The 15075-nt window shown below is 61.1% G+C and carries 13 protein-coding genes and 1 pseudogene; 2 read left to right on the forward strand and 12 right to left on the reverse strand.

Annotation, left to right across the window (positions count from 1 at the left end; translation table 11 throughout):
* Positions 1-319, reverse strand: a pseudogene (locus tag JHD62_RS12265) (hypothetical protein); the annotation flags it as partial.
* A gap of 298 nt (positions 320-617) precedes the next feature.
* Positions 618-848, reverse strand: coding sequence for a formate dehydrogenase subunit delta (locus tag JHD62_RS12270; RefSeq protein ID WP_199103139.1), 231 nt, complete (start codon positions 846-848; stop codon positions 618-620).
* A 38-nt stretch (positions 849-886) separates the two neighbouring features.
* On the opposite strand from JHD62_RS12270, the gene JHD62_RS12275 reads away from it, so the two are divergent.
* On the forward strand, positions 887-1426 hold the full coding sequence (locus JHD62_RS12275) for a PfkB family carbohydrate kinase (RefSeq protein ID WP_199103140.1): 540 nt from the start codon (positions 887-889) through the stop codon (positions 1424-1426).
* Positions 1427-1588: 162 nt separating this feature from the next.
* Here JHD62_RS12275 and JHD62_RS12280 read toward each other — a convergent pair whose 3' ends face one another.
* A complete protein-coding gene (locus JHD62_RS12280) occupies positions 1589-1825 on the reverse strand; it encodes a hypothetical protein (protein WP_199103141.1) in 237 nt (78 codons plus the stop codon).
* 124 nt (positions 1826-1949) lie between these two features.
* Here JHD62_RS12280 and JHD62_RS12285 point away from each other — a divergent pair, with 124 nt between their 5' ends.
* On the forward strand, positions 1950-2723 hold the full coding sequence (locus JHD62_RS12285) for a fimbrial protein (RefSeq protein ID WP_199103142.1): 774 nt from the start codon (positions 1950-1952) through the stop codon (positions 2721-2723).
* A gap of 102 nt (positions 2724-2825) precedes the next feature.
* On the opposite strand, the gene JHD62_RS12290 is transcribed toward JHD62_RS12285, so the two are convergent.
* From JHD62_RS12290 to JHD62_RS12330, 9 genes are all read right to left on the reverse strand, one after another.
* Entirely contained in the window at positions 2826-3722 is an 897-nt protein-coding gene (locus JHD62_RS12290; RefSeq protein WP_199103143.1) for an ABC transporter substrate-binding protein, read from the reverse strand.
* Between the two features lie 241 nt (positions 3723-3963).
* On the reverse strand, positions 3964-4194 hold the full coding sequence (locus JHD62_RS12295) for a formate dehydrogenase subunit delta (protein WP_199103144.1): 231 nt from the start codon (positions 4192-4194) through the stop codon (positions 3964-3966).
* Positions 4191-7061, reverse strand: coding sequence for a formate dehydrogenase subunit alpha (fdhF, locus tag JHD62_RS12300; protein ID WP_199103145.1), 2871 nt, complete (start codon positions 7059-7061; stop codon positions 4191-4193). Before fdhF ends, JHD62_RS12295 begins: the two co-directional genes overlap by 4 nt.
* Entirely contained in the window at positions 7058-8617 is a 1560-nt protein-coding gene (locus JHD62_RS12305) for an NADH-ubiquinone oxidoreductase-F iron-sulfur binding region domain-containing protein (RefSeq protein WP_199103146.1), read from the reverse strand. Before JHD62_RS12305 ends, fdhF begins: the two co-directional genes overlap by 4 nt.
* Positions 8611-9087 (reverse strand): formate dehydrogenase subunit gamma, encoded by a 477-nt coding sequence (locus JHD62_RS12310; RefSeq protein WP_199103147.1) that lies wholly within the window; start codon positions 9085-9087, stop codon positions 8611-8613. The genes JHD62_RS12305 and JHD62_RS12310 overlap by 7 nt, the downstream gene beginning before the upstream one ends.
* Before the next feature lie 145 nt (positions 9088-9232).
* Positions 9233-10435, reverse strand: coding sequence for a formaldehyde dehydrogenase, glutathione-independent (gene fdhA / locus JHD62_RS12315; RefSeq protein WP_199103148.1), 1203 nt, complete (start codon positions 10433-10435; stop codon positions 9233-9235).
* Positions 10436-11636: 1201 nt separating this feature from the next.
* Positions 11637-12329, reverse strand: coding sequence for a hypothetical protein (locus JHD62_RS12320; protein ID WP_199103149.1), 693 nt, complete (start codon positions 12327-12329; stop codon positions 11637-11639).
* Between the two features lie 523 nt (positions 12330-12852).
* Positions 12853-13791 (reverse strand): choline ABC transporter substrate-binding protein, encoded by a 939-nt coding sequence (locus JHD62_RS12325; RefSeq protein WP_199103150.1) that lies wholly within the window; start codon positions 13789-13791, stop codon positions 12853-12855.
* Between the two features lie 241 nt (positions 13792-14032).
* On the reverse strand, positions 14033-15019 hold the full coding sequence (locus tag JHD62_RS12330; RefSeq protein ID WP_045847928.1) for a GlxA family transcriptional regulator: 987 nt from the start codon (positions 15017-15019) through the stop codon (positions 14033-14035).
* Positions 15020-15075 lie beyond the last annotated feature (56 nt).

Raw genomic sequence — 15075 nt, forward strand, 5'->3', positions numbered from 1 at the left:
AAAACACCCGGTAACCGATAATGCCCTTGAGGATGTCCATGCGTACCGGCTGCAGCAGCTTTTCCCGCTGTGCATTCGGAGCGAAGGCCACCACATCCACCTTGCCGGAACTCAATAGCTGTTCGGCCCGCCATTGCGTCACCTTGTCATTGAGCGGTAGCAGCGCGTAGTGGCGGTGATCCAGCTTTTCCATATGATCCAGCGCCAGCTTGAGCAAGGCCCAGCGGTAGGTGTAAATGCTGCCGCTGGGGTAATAGCGGATCACATTGTCGGCAGCCTGGGCCGGCAGGCAAGCCAGCAGGCCAATGAACGGCAACAAGCGATTACGCCACGGCTGCCGGCAAGAGAAAAACCTGGAAATACTGGATGATGGCATTGTGTCCCGTCCTGTGCCGCCTTAGCTTACGCAGACAATATGAAAGTTCATCGCTGTCTGCGTGAGGAGCGGTCTGTTCCCCCAGCATACTGCAGCACAGGGGAATGACAAGTTTTGTAAAGCGACGGAGTAATGCGAAGTTGGGCCGGTGGCGGCATGGCACCGCGGACGGAAAACTGCCAGGAACGATAAAAAGCGATGAGGACGGGATGCGCAGCCTGCTGCCACGCATCCCCTGCCATCAGAGTTGCGCTGTCGGCAATGCCAACTTGCGCACGGCCAGGCAGGCCGCCGGGCGCAAGTCTTGCGCTTCGCCCTGCTCCACCGCCTGGGCCAGCCGCTGGCGCATGGCCGGGGCCCAGAAGCGTTGCAGATGGCTGGCGATTTCTGTTGCAGCTTCTTCCTCGCTGCAATCGGCGCTGAAAAAGTCGCTGATCTGATTGGCCATCTTCACCAGGTGTGACGGGTTCATTGCACCACCTCCCCACGGCCTTGCCGTAGCAGTTCCTGTTGCTGACGGCTGAAATGGCGGTAACGCTGCTGCCATTCCGACGGCTGGTTGACCTTGATGATTTCCACCGCGGTCACTTTGTATTCCGGGCAGTTGGTGGCCCAGTCGGAATTATCCGTGGTGATGACATTGGCCCCGGATTCCGGGAACAGGCGCGTGCCGGTCACGAAGCCATCCTGGCGCTGGCCGATGTCGCCCTGCTGACCCTGGATGACGAACAGGCGCTCTACGGGCCGGAAAGTGCAGAAGCCGTCGCGGAACGCACGCTGGCGCTGGGCTGCAAGGAAGTGGTGATCAAGCGCGGCGGCGAACCCTGCCTGCTGGCCAGTTCCGGCCTGCGTGAGGAAGTATTCGCCACTGCCGTGCCACAAGTGGTGGATACCACCGCCGCTGGTGATTCCTTCGCCGCAGGCTATCTGGCCAGTCGCACCCTGGGCTACAGCCCGTCGCAAGCAGCTGCCTATGCCCACCGGCTGTCGGCCGCAGCCATTGCCCATGCCGGGGCGATCATTCCACCCACCGCGATGCCGCTACGCTAGTCACCTGTTGGCAGTGACAAGCCCGGACCACTTCATGGCTGCTTGCTGAAGTGATCCGGGCTGTTCTTTGTGACGGGGAAATTGGATAAAGAAAATTCTCAATAGATTAAGAGAATCATCCGATGCTAATTTTTATTATAAATCAATAGTCTGCTTCCAGACTCACGCATCAGCCAAACAAGCCTGATCGACATCCTTTCCCTCGCAATGGAACCGCGCCATGCGCAAAACAATGTTATTTCTTGCAGCCTTGCTGCTGGCCGCTTTCTGGCTTGGACCAATCCAGGCACGCTGCGCACCATGGATAATCACCTCCTCATCGGCAAGCACTGGTCCCCTGTTTACCATCACCGATACCAAGAGCAACATCGCCAGCAACCAGCCCAACTTCACCGCCATCAGCGGCTGGTCCAGTAACCGCCTGGTCTCCCCCCTAGGCATATGTGATCTATACGGTGCATATTGGATTCAGGACGGGACAACATCCCCGCTGGGGCTGACCGCAAGCGGGATGAGTAGCGCAGTGGGAAACTATAACGAAAGCGGCGTCAACTATCCGGTTTACCCCAGCTCGGTACCGGGCATCGGTTTCATCATCAAACACAGCATTGTCAACCCGGCCAGTGCCACCGTTCCCGGCGGCACGACTATCAGCTTCACGCCCACATCCAGCCAGATGAGTTTCAATAGCTATATTGCCGGCAAACTGATCAAAATTGGCAACATCAGCAATGTGAATGTCTCGGCCATCACACTGCCGGTCACCTACACCCTGACCTATACCGGCCGTTCCGTTGGCGACAACGCCACTGCCACTAGCAGTTTTGCAGGCATAGCCATTGGTAACTACACCGTGCAGAACGTCAGTTGCACGGTGAATACCAACTCCCTGCAAGTCGCACTCCCGGACGTCGCCCCAATCGACCTGCCCAGCCTCAACAGTACTGCCAAGCCGACGCCATTCAATCTGAGGCTGACTTGCCCGAGCACCAGCGTATCGATTTACATGACCATGACAGACAACAGCGATCCCGGTAATACCGGTAATCAGCTGAGCCTTAGCCCCGGCTCCAGTGCCAGAGGGGTCAAATTGCAGATTTTGCGCAATAGCGGCACGCCCGCCCTGGTCAACTTTGGCCCCGACTCCAGCGCAGCGGGTAATCTCAACCAGTTGCAGATGGCTACAAATGCCACCGGCAGCCAGTCCTTCCCCTTCCTTGTGCGTTACATTCGTACCGGTACGCTGTCAGGAGGCACCGTCAATGGCCTCGCCACTTTCACCATGAGTTATCAGTAACATGACCTGCCGCTTGCAGTAGGCTGTATGCCTTAATTGAAAAGCAAAGAGGCCCTTATGGGCCTCTTTTGGCGTTTAGCTGGTGGCGTGCGGGAAACCGGTTCAGCGCCGCTTCCACCACCAGCTGGTATCCGGTTTGATATTGCCGGGTGGTAATTCGGTATTGCTGATTTGCGTGGTTTGCCAGCCATTGTCGGTCAGCAGCTGGATGGCTTCGGCATGGTGACGCAGGAATAAGGCCTTGAAACTGCCATCACGCTCGGCCAGTTTAAGGCCCTGCAGCACGCGCTTGGCCAATGGCGTGTTTTCCTTGCTCACCCAGAAGTACACCGGGAAGGGAAAATAGATGGCCTTGGTTTTCTCCAGCGTCAGTCCGGGATAGCGCGGCAGTTGTTCCTTCATTTCGCTGCCCACCTCGTTCAGCCCGCGCGGGAAGGCATCAAAGCGGCCGGCGGCCAGCATCTCGAACAGGCTTTCATAGCCAATGGATGCGAGCATGTCGTAACCGTTGTTCTTCATGATGGGATAGTCGGCCCACTGGCTGTTAAGGCCCAGCCGGACACTGCTACGGAACTGCTGTGCATTCAAGCGGGCAATGCGGGCGGCATCTTCCTTGCGCACAAAAAACACCCGGTAACCGATAATGCCCTTGAGGATGTCCATGCGTACCGGCTGCAGCAGCTTTTCCCGCTGTGCATTCGGAGCGAAGGCCACCACATCCACCTTGCCGGAACTCAATAGCTGTTCGGCACGCCATTGCGTTACCTTGTCATTGAGCGGTACCAGATCGTAGTGGCGGTGATCCAGCTTTTCCACGTGATCCAGCGCCAGCTTGAGCAAGGCCCAGCGGTAGGTGTAAATGCTGCCGCTGGGGTAATAGCGAATGACATTATCGGCCGCCTGGGCCGGTATGCTCCCCAACAGGCAGCTGAGCGCCAATAGCCGCTTGTACCATGCGTGCCGGCAAGAGAAAAACCTGGAAATACTGGATGATGGCATGGTGTTCCGTCCTGTGCCGCCTTAGCTTACGCAGACAATATGAAAGTTCATCGCTGTCTGCATGACGGGCGGTCTGTTCCCCCAACATACTGCAGCACAGGGGAATGACAAGTTTTGTAAAGCGACGGAGTAATGCGAAGTTGGGCCGGTGGCGGCATGGCACCGCGGACGGAAAACAGCAAGGAACGATAAAAAGTAATGAGAACGGGATGCGCAGCCTGCTGCCACGCATCCCTTGCCATCAGTGTTGTGCTGTCGGCAATGCCAACTTGCGCACGGCCAGGCAGGCCGCCGGGCGCAAGTCTTGCGCTTCGCCCTGCTCCACCGCCTGGGCCAGCCGCTGGCGCATGGCCGGGGCCCAGAAGCGTTGCAGATGGCTGGCGATTTCCGCCGCAGCTTCTTCCTCGCTGCAATCGGCGCTGAAAAAGTCGCTGATCTGATTGGCCATCTTCACCAGGTGTGACGGGTTCATTGCACCTCCTCCCCACGGCCTTGCCGCAGCAGTTCCTGTTGCTGACGGCTGAAATGGCGGTAACGCTGCTGCCATTCCGACGGCTGATTGACCTTGATGATTTCCACCGCTGTTACCTTGTATTCCGGGCAGTTGGTGGCCCAGTCGGAATTATCCGTGGTGATGACATTGGCTCCGGATTCCGGGAAATGGAAGGTGGTGTATACCACTCCGGCGGCCACCCGTTCGCTTACCCTGGCGCGCAGCACGGTCTGGCCGGCACGGCTGGCCACGCCCACCCAGTCGCCATCGACGATGCCACGGTTCTCGGCATCGGCCGGGTGGATTTCCAGCCGGTCTTCCTCGTGCCAGGCCACGTTGTCGGTGCGGCGGGTTTGCGCGCCGACATTGTACTGGCTGAGGATGCGCCCGGTGGTGAGCAACAGCGGGAAGCGGCCGTTGACGCGCTCTTCGGTCGGCACATAGCGGGTTACCATAAAGCGGCCCTTGCCCCGTACGAATTCGCCGATATGCATGGTGACCGTGCCATCCGGCGCTGCCGCATTGCATGGCCATTGCAGGCTGCCGTGGCGGTCCAGCGCGGCATAGCTGACGCTGTTGAAAGTGGGGGTCAAGCGGGCGATTTCATCCATGATTTCCGATGGATGACGGTAGTCCATCGCATAACCCAAGGCCTGGGCCAGGGCCACGGTGACTTCCCAGTCAGCCTTGCCGCCCAGCGGGTCCATCACCTTGCGCACGCGCGAGATGCGGCGCTCGGCATTGGTGAAGGTGCCATCCTTTTCCAGGAAGGAGCTGCCCGGCAAGAACACATGGGCAAACTTGGCGGTTTCATTCAGGAAGATATCCTGTACCACCACGCACTCCATGGCCGACAGCGCGGCGGTAACATGCTGGGTGTTGGGGTCGCTCTGCGCGATGTCCTCGCCCTGGCAGTACAGCGCCTTGAAGCTGCCATCCAGCGCAGCTTCGAACATATTGGGAATGCGCAGGCCGGGTTCGTTATGCAAGGACACACCCCAGGCCTGTTCGAATTCGGCACGCACCACGTCGTCCGACACATGGCGGTAGCCGGGGAATTCGTGCGGGAAGCTGCCCATGTCGCAGGAGCCTTGCACATTGTTCTGGCCGCGCAGCGGGTTCACCCCCACGCCTTCGCGGCCTATATTGCCGGTGGCCATGGCCAGGTTGGCAATCGCCATCACCGAGGTACTGCCCTGGCTGTGTTCGGTCACCCCCAGGCCGTAATAGATGGCGGCATTACCAGCGCTGGCATACAGCCGGGCGGCGGCGCGGATGTCGTCCGCCGCCACGCCGCATACTTCAGCCATCGCTTCCGGCGCGTGTTCCGGCTGGGCGACAAAGTGCCGCCAGTGGCCAAAGGCTTCGCTATCGCAACGGGCGGCGACAAAGTCCTCGTCCAGCAGCCCTTCGGTGACGATGACATGGGCCAAGGCATTGAGCATGGCCACATTGGTGCCGGGGCGCAGCGCCAGATGATGGGCGGCGCGGGCGTGGATGGCGTCCACCAGATCGATACGGCGCGGGTCGATGACAATCAGCTGCGCACCCTCGCGCAGGCGGCGTTTCAATTGCGAGGCAAATACCGGATGGGCATCGCTGGGGTTGGCACCAATCACCAGCACTACGTCGGCCTGCATCACCGAGTCGAAACTCTGGGTACCGGCGGATTCACCCAGCGTCTGTTTCAGGCCATAACCGGTGGGCGAGTGGCAGACGCGGGCGCAGGTGTCGACATTGTTGTTGCCAAAAGCGGCGCGCACCAGCTTTTGCACCAGATAGGTTTCTTCATTGGTGCAGCGGCTGGAAGTGATGCCGCCCACCGCGTCTCGGCCATATTTTTGCTGGATACGGCGGAATTCGCTGGCGGCATGATTGAGCGCCACTTCCCAGCTGACCTCCTGCCACTGCGCGTCGATGCTGTGGCGGATCATCGGCTTGGTGATGCGGTCCGGGTGGGTGGCATAGCCCCAGGCAAAACGACCCTTGACGCAGGAGTGGCCATGGTTGGCCTGGCCGTTCTTGTCCGGCACCATGCGTACCAGCTGATTGCCCTTGAGTTCGGCACGGAAGGAGCAGCCCACGCCGCAATAAGCGCAGGTGGTGATGACGCTGCGCTCCGGCTGGCCCCACTGGATGACGCTCTTTTCCATCAGCGTGGCGGTGGGGCAGGCCTGCACGCAGGCCCCGCAGGACACACACTCCGAGCCGAGAAAATCCGCCCCGCCCGCCGCGCTGACACGGGATTCAAAACCGCGTCCGGCAATGGTCAGCGCAAACGTGCCCTGGGTTTCTTCACAGGCGCGCACGCAGCGGTTGCACACGATGCACTTGGACGGGTCGTAATCAAAATACGGGTTGGAAACGTCTTTCTTGTCCTGCAGATGATTGGCCCCGTCCATGCCATAGCGCACTTCACGCAGGCCCACCTGCCCGGCCACGGTTTGCAGCTCGCAATTGCCATTGGCACTGCAGGTGAGGCAATCGAGCGGATGGTCGGAGATATACAGCTCCATCACGCCACGGCGCAGCCTGGCCAGCTTTTCGCTCTGGGTGCGCACCACCATGCCGGGCGATACCGGTGTGGTACAGGAGGCCGGATAGCCGCGATGGCCGTCGATTTCCACCATGCACATGCGGCAGGAGCCAAACGGCTCCAGGCTGTCGGTGGCGCACAGCTTGGGAATGGCAGTGTCCAGCAGCGCCGCCGCGTGCATGACAGAAGTACCCGGCGGCACGCTGATGTTCTGGCCGTCGATGGTAAGGGTGATGCTGGCCTCGCCGGGGCGGGCCGGCGTGCCCATGTCCTTGTTGCAGGATGCACCTGCTCCGCATTGGCAGCTCATCGTGCTTGCTCCTGAGTGTCCAGCCCGAAATCGGCCGGGAAATGACGCATGGCACTTTGTACCGGGAACGGCGTCATGCCGCCCAGCGCGCACAAGGAACCGTATTGCATGGTGTCGCACAGATCATCCAGCAGCGCGCGCTGGCGTTGCCGCTCGGCACTATCCGGTGCAGCCAGCAGCCGCTCGATGACCTCCACCCCACGGGTGGAGCCGATACGACAGGGCGTGCACTTGCCGCAGGATTCCTCGGCACAGAACTGCATGGCAAAGCGTGCCATCTGCCCCAGGTGCAGGCTGTCATCACACAGCACTGCGCCACCGTGGCCCAGCATGGCGCCAATGGCGGCCAGCGCTTCGTAATCCAGCGGGGTATCAAACTGCGACGGTGGAATCCACGCGCCCAGCGGGCCGCCCAGCTGCACCGCTTTTACCGGTTTGCCGCTGGCAGTACCGCCGCCGTAATCGAACACCAGTTCGCGCAAGGTCAGACCGAACGCCCGCTCCACCAGCCCGCCACGCCGTACATTGCCCGCCAACTGGAAAGCCATGGTACCCAGCGAGCGGCCCATGCCGAAATTGCGATACCAGCTGGCCCCGCGCGACAGAATCAGCGGTACCGAGGCCAGCGACAGCACGTTGTGCACCAGGGTGGGCTGGCCGAACAGGCCGTGCAAGGCGGGCAGTGGTGGCTTGGCGCGTACCGTGCCGCGGCGGCCTTCCACCGACTCCAGCAGCGAGGTTTCCTCGCCGCAGATATAAGCCCCGGCGCCTTCGCGCACTTCGATATCAAATTCATGGCCGCCGTGGGCCACATCCTCGCCCAGATAGCCATGGGCGCGGGCAATGTCGATGGCCTGACGCAGCACGGCAATGGCCGGGGCGTATTCGGAGCGCACATAGATATAGCCACGGCTGGCACCCACCGCCAGCCCGGCAATGGTCATGCCTTCGATCAGCAGGAAGGGGTCGCCTTCCATCAGCATGCGGTCGGCAAAGCTGCCGGAATCGCCCTCGTCGGCATTGCATACCACGTATTTCTGTTCCGCCTGGGCCTGGCGCACGGTGCGCCACTTGATGCCCGCCGGGAAGGCCGCGCCACCACGACCACGCAAGCCGGATTCCAGCACCTCGGCCACGATTTCGTCGTGGCTCAGCCGCGCCGCGTGCTCCAGCCCCTGATAGCCGCCGTGAGCCAGGTAATGTTCCAGCGACAGCGGGCTGGTAATGCCGGCGCGGGCAAACAGCAGGCGCTGCTGGGTTTTCAGATAGGGCAGCTGTTCCACCAGCCCTACCGACAACAAATGATCGCCATTGGCGGCCAGGTCCACATCCAGCAGGCTGGCCACGTCATCCGGGCTGACTTCACGGTAACCGGCACGGCCTTGCGGGGTGTCCACTTCCACCAGCGGCTCCAGCCAGAACAGGCCGCGCGAGCTGGTGCGCACGATATCGATGTCCAGCTTGCGGCGTGCCGCTTCGGCGGCGAACGCTGCCGCCACGGCATCCGCGCCCACGGCACAGGCTACCGAATCCATCGGGATATACAGGGTCAGCATTTCGCCTCCTTGCTACATGATGCCAGCAGGGTGCTGAGTTTTTCCGGAGTGACGCGCGCATGCAGCTGTCCATCCAGCTGCAAGGCCGGGGCACAGGCACAGGCGCCCAGACAGTACACCGGGCGCAATTCAAGCTGGCCGTCCGCCGTGTGGCCGTGGTCGTCCACCCCCAGTTGCGTGCGCAGCTGGGCGGCCAGCGCCTCGGAGCCCATGCTCTGGCAGGCTTCGGCGCGGCACAGGCGCAGGCTGTGCGCGGCAGGCGGGGAGGTACGGAAATCGTGATAGAAGCCGATGACGCCATGCACCTCGGCCTGGCTCTGGTTCATGGCACGGGCAATGGCCGGGATGGCATCTGCCGGAATATGGCCCAGTGCATCCTGTACGGCATGCAGCAGCGGCAGCAGGCCACCGGGCAGGTCCCGGTATTGCTGCAGCAGTTGCTGGAGTGTCTCTTGTTGTTGTGCGTTCATGCTTGCGGTCCTGCGCGTGAGCCTTGCTTGAAAACATGCTGTTTGACTGCCAGACGGCAAGATTGCGCCGTCTGGCAGCGCACTGCAATGCCCAATTGGCGTTAGCTGCCAGTCGGGCATGTACTACTTGATGGTGAGCTCAGTGTCAGGCTGCGCGCAGCAGTTGCAGATGCGGGTCGATGACAAATTTCTTCGGCGCTCCGCCATCGAAAGCCGCATAACCCTGCGGGGCCTGATCCAGCGTGATCAGCTCCACGCCCACCACTTCGGCAATATTGATGCGGTCCCACAAAATGGCCTGCATCAGTGCACGGTTGTACTTCATCACCGGGGTCTGGCCGGTGAAGAAGGCGTGGGACTTGGCCCAGCCCAGCCCCAGCCGTACCGACAGGCTGCCCTTGCGCGCCGCTTCGTCCTTGGCACCTGGATCGTCAGTCACATACAGGCCGGGAATGCCGATGCGCCCTGCTTCGCGGGTGACTTCCATCAAGGAATTGAGCACCGTGGCCGGGGCTTCCTGCTGCGAACCGGCATGGCCGTGGCCACGCGCCTCGAAGCCGACTGCGTCGATGGCGCAATCCACTTCCGGCACGCCCAGGATGGCGGCAATCTGCTCGGCCAGTGTGGCGTCCTGCGACAGGTCGGCAGTTTCAAAGCCCACCGCCCGCGCATGCACCAGCCGCGCCGGGTTCACATCTCCCACTATCACCACCGCCGCACCCAGCAAGCGGGCGGAAGCCGCCGCCGCCAGCCCCACCGGTCCGGCACCGGCCACATACACCGTACTGCCGGGGCCGACACCCGCCGACACCGCGCCGTGATAACCGGTGGGCAGAATATCGGACAGGCAGGTGAGATCGCGGATCTTGGCCATGGCCTGATCGCGGTCGGGGAATTTCAGCAGGTTGAAGTCGGCATAAGGCACCATCACGTATTCCGCCTGCCCGCCCACCCAGCCGCCCATGTCGACATAGCCATAAGCGCCGCCAGCGCGGGAGGGGTTTACCGACAGACACACGCCGGTGTGCTGTTCCTTGCAACAGCGGCAACGGCCGCACGCCACATTGAACGGCACCGACACGATGTCGCCCTTTTTCAGGGTTTCCACATCGCTGCCCAGCTCGATGACCTCGCCGGTGATTTCATGCCCCAGCACCAGGCCGGAAGGCGCGGTGGTGCGGCCTCGCACCATGTGCTGGTCCGAGCCACAGATATTGGTGCTGAGTACTTTCAGGATGACCCCATGGCCCAGCTTGCGGCCCTGGGGGGATACCAGTTCGGGAAAGGGAATGGACTGTACTTCTACCTTGCCTGGCCCTACATAAACGACTCCGCGGTTACCCGTCATTGTTGTCTCCTCACTGCAACTGCATCGGAGCGCGCCCCGCTCCGGGGGGAGCCTGCGCCAGCCATGGCTGGCGGCCCACCCCAAGATAAGGGAGCGGCGGGTGGGCAACTTGAACAAATGCGACAGCTTTGCGGTGGATAACGTCTGTGGGCTGTTCGCCCGGTGGATAAAAAAACCTGTGTAATCATGGGGTTTTATGTATGAAAACGGTGGTCGACGGGGAATGGAGCGGGGTCGGTGCGGTGCTTATGTGCCTTCGCGCTCGCGGTTATCGCCACAAAGTAAAAACAGGTGTTGCATCCGCTCACGCGGATGATGATTCACATGCCGCTTCCGCGCGGCGGACGGGAAAGGGATCTTTGCTTGGCCAAAGATCCCTTTCATCCCTAAAGGCCACCCAGCAAGCATGGCCTGCGGCTGCCCGACAGGCCCCGTCCGGTGCGAGGCGCGCCTGAACTCGCGATTTGCTAACGTCAAATCGCTCAGACATTGCAGGCGCTTAAAACCTCGCCCCGGCCACCCGTCGGCATGCTTGACGGGGCCGGTTGGCGCGTTGGTACGGTGGTTTTCTTGCCAAGAAAATGGATTTATTCGGTAGCGTCTCGCGGTGGATCGCCCCTTCGGGGCATCCACCCTACGGGGTCGGTGCGTAGGGCGGAAGCCCCAGCCTTACCGGGGCGTTCCGCCGCCATGCTGGAACTCGCGATTGGCTAACGTCCAATCGCTCAAACAGCCAGCCGCTTAAAACCGCAGCAGCGCCACCCGTCGGCATGCTTGATGGGGCCATGGGCGCGTTGGTGCGGTGGTTTTTCGACGGAGAAATGGATTTATTCGGGAACGTTGAGCGGTGGATCGCCCCTTCGGGGCATCCACCCTACGGGGTCGGTGCGTAGGGCGGAAGCCCCAGCCTTACCGGGGCGTTCCGCCGCCATGCCTGAACTCGCGATTTGCTAACGTCAAATCGCTCAAACAAAGCAGGCGCTTAAAACCTCGCCCCGGCCACCCGTCGGCATGCTTGACGGGGCCATGGGTGGCATCGGTACGGTAGTTATTTGATGGGGGAAATGGATTTATTCGGGAACGTTGCGCGGTGGATCGCCCCTTCGGCGCATCCCCCCTACGGGGTAGACGCGTAGGGCGGAAGCCCCAGCCTTACCGGGGCGTTCCGCCGCAAAATATCCACTGTCCAAAAATTTCGTTTTCAGTTTGGCGTTGCTCCCCTGCCCTCTACCGCCTCCACCCGCCACGCCTGTTTGTTCATCCGTCTGGCCAATAGCTGATGGCAAGCCTCCGCCAGCCGCAGCAGCTCGGCATTGCTGCTGGGCAAACCATCCGGCGCGGCAATGTGCTGGGCCAGTGCCTGCAAGGGCGTGGCCTGGCTGTTGAGTGCCACCAGTCGGCCATGGGCATGGCGGCTGGCGTGGTTGGGGGTGAAGCGCAGCGTCAGCAGCCAATGGCCGTGCTGCCAGCCTTGTCCCTGTTCCAGTACCGCACGTAATACCGCATGGCTGATCTGCTGCCCTGCCTCGGCGGCCATGGCCAATGCCTGGTCGTGGCGTGGCGCGTCGCTTGGCCGTTGCTGCAGAGCGGGGAGGATTTGGCGGTTCAGCCAGTGGCGCAGCCGTTGTGTTGCGGGGCGGTGGATTTGGCGCAGCGCCTGTTGCAGGGTGTTTTCCGGCCAGTACTGTTGCGGGGTGTCGTGGTGTGGCTGTTGGCAGTTGGGGTGTTGTTGCAGGATGTGTTGCAGACGGTGGCGCAGGCGTGGGCCGAACAGTTGAAGGATGTCGTCGCCGTGGAAACAGCAGGTGTGAGGATGGAGGTGCAGGCGAATGGGTTTGCCGAGGTAGAACAGGGTAAGGGGTGGGGGAATAGCTGATGGTGAGTTTTGTGTCATGGGGCTGATCTCCAATTTCACCAACTAGATATACAGGTCGCCAAACCTGATTGCGCCTGGTGGCGCAACCGGGTAAGGCTAATCAGCGCTGTTGGCAGCGGCAAGGGTGGAGGGACGCGGAGACACTGGCAAGAGGTGCAGGTAAGGGGTTTGAATCCGCTGCGCGGATAGTGTTTTGTGTTGCCGCTTCCGCGCGGCAAACGGGAAAGAGGGCTTGCCTGGCCAAGCCCTCCTTCACCTCCAAGGCCACCCCACAAGCATGGCCTACGGCTACCCGACAGGCCCCGTCCGGTGCGAGGCGCGCCTGAACTCGCGATTTGCTAACGTCAAATCGCTCAGACAAAGCAGGCGCTTAAAACCTCGCCCCGGCCACCCGTCGGCATGCTTGACGGGGCCATGGGCGCATTGGTGCGGTGGTTCTCTGATCAGGAACACAGGTCGGAGCTGCCATAGGCTGCACACCAGCCCCCAGCAAAAAGCCCCGACCGGGGCCGGGGCTTTCAAAGGTGTGCTACCGATTAAATCAGTGACCCAGTGCCTTGTTCACAGCAGCCAAGCCCGGCTTGCCATCCAGCGTGGTAACACCAGCCAGCCAGGTTTTCAGGATGTCCGGGTTCTTCTTCAGGTAATCACGCGCGGCGGTTTCCGGCTTTACCTTGTCCATGATCGGGCCCATCACGCGGTTTTCGATGGTGGTGGTGAAGTGCAGGTTATGCAGCAGCTTGCCCACATTCGGACAGCGGGTTTCGTAATCCGGACTGATGGCGGTAAATACCTTGGCTTCACCCAGGTTGGGGCCGAATACGTCGTCGCCGCCGGTCAGGTAGGCCATCTTGTATTTCACGTTCATCGGGTGCGGTTCCCAGCCCAGGAACACAATCCACTTTTTCTGGCGGATGGAGCGTTCCACCTCGGCCAGCATGCCGGCTTCACTGGATTCCACCATCTTGAAACCAGCCAGGTTGAACTGGTTTTTCTTGATCATGCCGTCAATCAGCAGATTGCCGTCATTACCCGGCTCGATGCCGTAGATCTTGCCATCCAGCTTGTCCTTGAACTTGGCAATGTCCTTGAAATCCTTCAGGCCACCGGCAGCCACGTAGTCCGGTACTGCCAGCGTGTACTTGGCACCCACCAGGTTGGGGGTGTCCAGTACCTTGATCTGGCCGGCCTTGACGAAGGGCTCGATCACCGGGGTCATGGACGGGTTCCAGTAGCCCAGAAACACGTCGATCTGCTTGCTCTTGATGCCGGAAAAGGTGATGGGCACCGAGGCAATGGTGGTGGTCGGCTTGTAACCCAGGCCTTCCAGTACCACGCTGGCCATGCCGGTGGTGGCGGCGATATCGGTCCAGCCTACATCGGCAAAGCGGACATTGCGGCATTGCGCCGGGTCATTGGCCAGCGCACTGCCACAGGCAGCCAACAATACCGAACCCAGCATCAGCTTGCGAATTTTCATTACACCACTCCCGTATAAATGTTTTGATCAACCCGGTAACAGGATTGCCGTGCCAGCGCGATGAGCTGGCTGCGGAGAACAGGTGGAAAACCAAGGTCTTGCACAGGGTCAAGATTGCCATGCGCCTGAAGGGCTACTTGCGTCAGCACGACCCTGACTTGCGCGAATGCGCCGTAGAAAAAAGGCCAGTGCTGCAAGGAGTAACAGCACTGGCCGGCTGCCGGTTTTGCCGCCCGGCAGCTCAGGCAATGACTGCAGAATCAACCAGATACTGCTGCCGCTCGCGGCTGGGCGGATAGCCGAACAGGCCACGGTAGGACTTGGAAAAATGCGATGAGGACAGGAAGCCACAGGCCACGGTGACTTCCATCACGCTCATATTGGTTTGCAGCAGCAATTCGCGCGCGCGGCGCAGGCGCAAGTCCAGGTAGTACTGCGCCGGGGTGGTATTCAGATACCGCTTGAACAGGCGCTCCAGATGGCGCAGCGACACGCCCAGTTCATCCGCCAGGTTTTCCAGCGAGCGCGGGTTTTCGATATTGCTTTCCATCGACAGTGCGGCGTCCACCAGTGTTTCGTGGCCGGTGCCGATGCGGGCCAGCAGCGGGATGTGCTGCCGGTCGCCATTGTCGCGCAGGCGATCGACAATGAACTGCTCGGACACATCCGCCGCCAGGCTCTTGCCGCCCTTGTGGCGGATCAGGTGACACATGAAATCCAGCGGCGCAGTGCCGCCACTACAGGTAAAGCGGTCGCGGTCCAGCACGAACAGGTCGGAGGTGAACTTGGTCTTGGGGAATTCCTCGCTGATGGACAGCAGGTTTTCCCAGTGGATGGCGCAGCGGTAGCCATTGAGCACCCCGGCCTTGGCCAGCGCGAAGGTACCGGTACAGATGGCACCCAGCGGTACGCCCTGGGCAGCAAAACGGCGGATGACGGACAACACCTTGTCATCCACCGCGTCACGCACCTGCCAGCCGCCACAGACAATCAGCATGTCGTATTGCTGCGGGGCTTCGGGAGAGGTGATGGGGGAGAGTTCCAGCCCGTTACTGGCGGCCACCGGCTGGCCATCAGCCGACAGCAGGCTCCAGCGGTAGAGTTTTTTGCGCGACAGGTAATTGGCCATGCGCAGCGGTTCCACGGCGTTGGAAAACGCAATCATGGAAAACTTGTCCAGCAGCAGGAAACCAATATGCGACAACGATGCGATTTGTTGCGGACCCATGGTGACCTCGGTAGGTGATGTGTGATGGATGGTTTTTGTGTTGTCTTGCATCGGCC

Origin of the sequence: Aquitalea sp. ASV11 (assembly GCF_016429185.1) — a bacterium.
Taxonomy (GTDB): Bacteria; Pseudomonadota; Gammaproteobacteria; order Burkholderiales; family Chromobacteriaceae; genus Aquitalea; species Aquitalea pelogenes.

What these genes read in the sequence shown, in the direction of transcription:
- JHD62_RS12270 (WP_199103139.1), bottom strand. Translation starts at nt 848, where the DNA reads ATGAACCCGTCACACCTGGTGAAGATGGCCAATCAGATCAGCGACTTT.
- JHD62_RS12280 (WP_199103141.1), bottom strand. Translation starts at nt 1,825, where the DNA reads ATGGCGGTGAAGTTGGGCTGGTTGCTGGCGATGTTGCTCTTGGTATCG.
- JHD62_RS12290 (WP_199103143.1), bottom strand. Translation starts at nt 3,722, where the DNA reads ATGCCATCATCCAGTATTTCCAGGTTTTTCTCTTGCCGGCACGCATGG.
- JHD62_RS12295 (WP_199103144.1), bottom strand. Translation starts at nt 4,194, where the DNA reads ATGAACCCGTCACACCTGGTGAAGATGGCCAATCAGATCAGCGACTTT.
- fdhF (WP_199103145.1), bottom strand. Translation starts at nt 7,061, where the DNA reads ATGAGCTGCCAATGCGGAGCAGGTGCATCCTGCAACAAGGACATGGGC.
- JHD62_RS12305 (WP_199103146.1), bottom strand. Translation starts at nt 8,617, where the DNA reads ATGCTGACCCTGTATATCCCGATGGATTCGGTAGCCTGTGCCGTGGGC.
- JHD62_RS12310 (WP_199103147.1), bottom strand. Translation starts at nt 9,087, where the DNA reads ATGAACGCACAACAACAAGAGACACTCCAGCAACTGCTGCAGCAATAC.
- fdhA (WP_199103148.1), bottom strand. Translation starts at nt 10,435, where the DNA reads ATGACGGGTAACCGCGGAGTCGTTTATGTAGGGCCAGGCAAGGTAGAA.
- JHD62_RS12320 (WP_199103149.1), bottom strand. Translation starts at nt 12,329, where the DNA reads ATGACACAAAACTCACCATCAGCTATTCCCCCACCCCTTACCCTGTTC.
- JHD62_RS12325 (WP_199103150.1), bottom strand. Translation starts at nt 13,791, where the DNA reads ATGAAAATTCGCAAGCTGATGCTGGGTTCGGTATTGTTGGCTGCCTGT.
- JHD62_RS12330 (WP_045847928.1), bottom strand. Translation starts at nt 15,019, where the DNA reads ATGGGTCCGCAACAAATCGCATCGTTGTCGCATATTGGTTTCCTGCTG.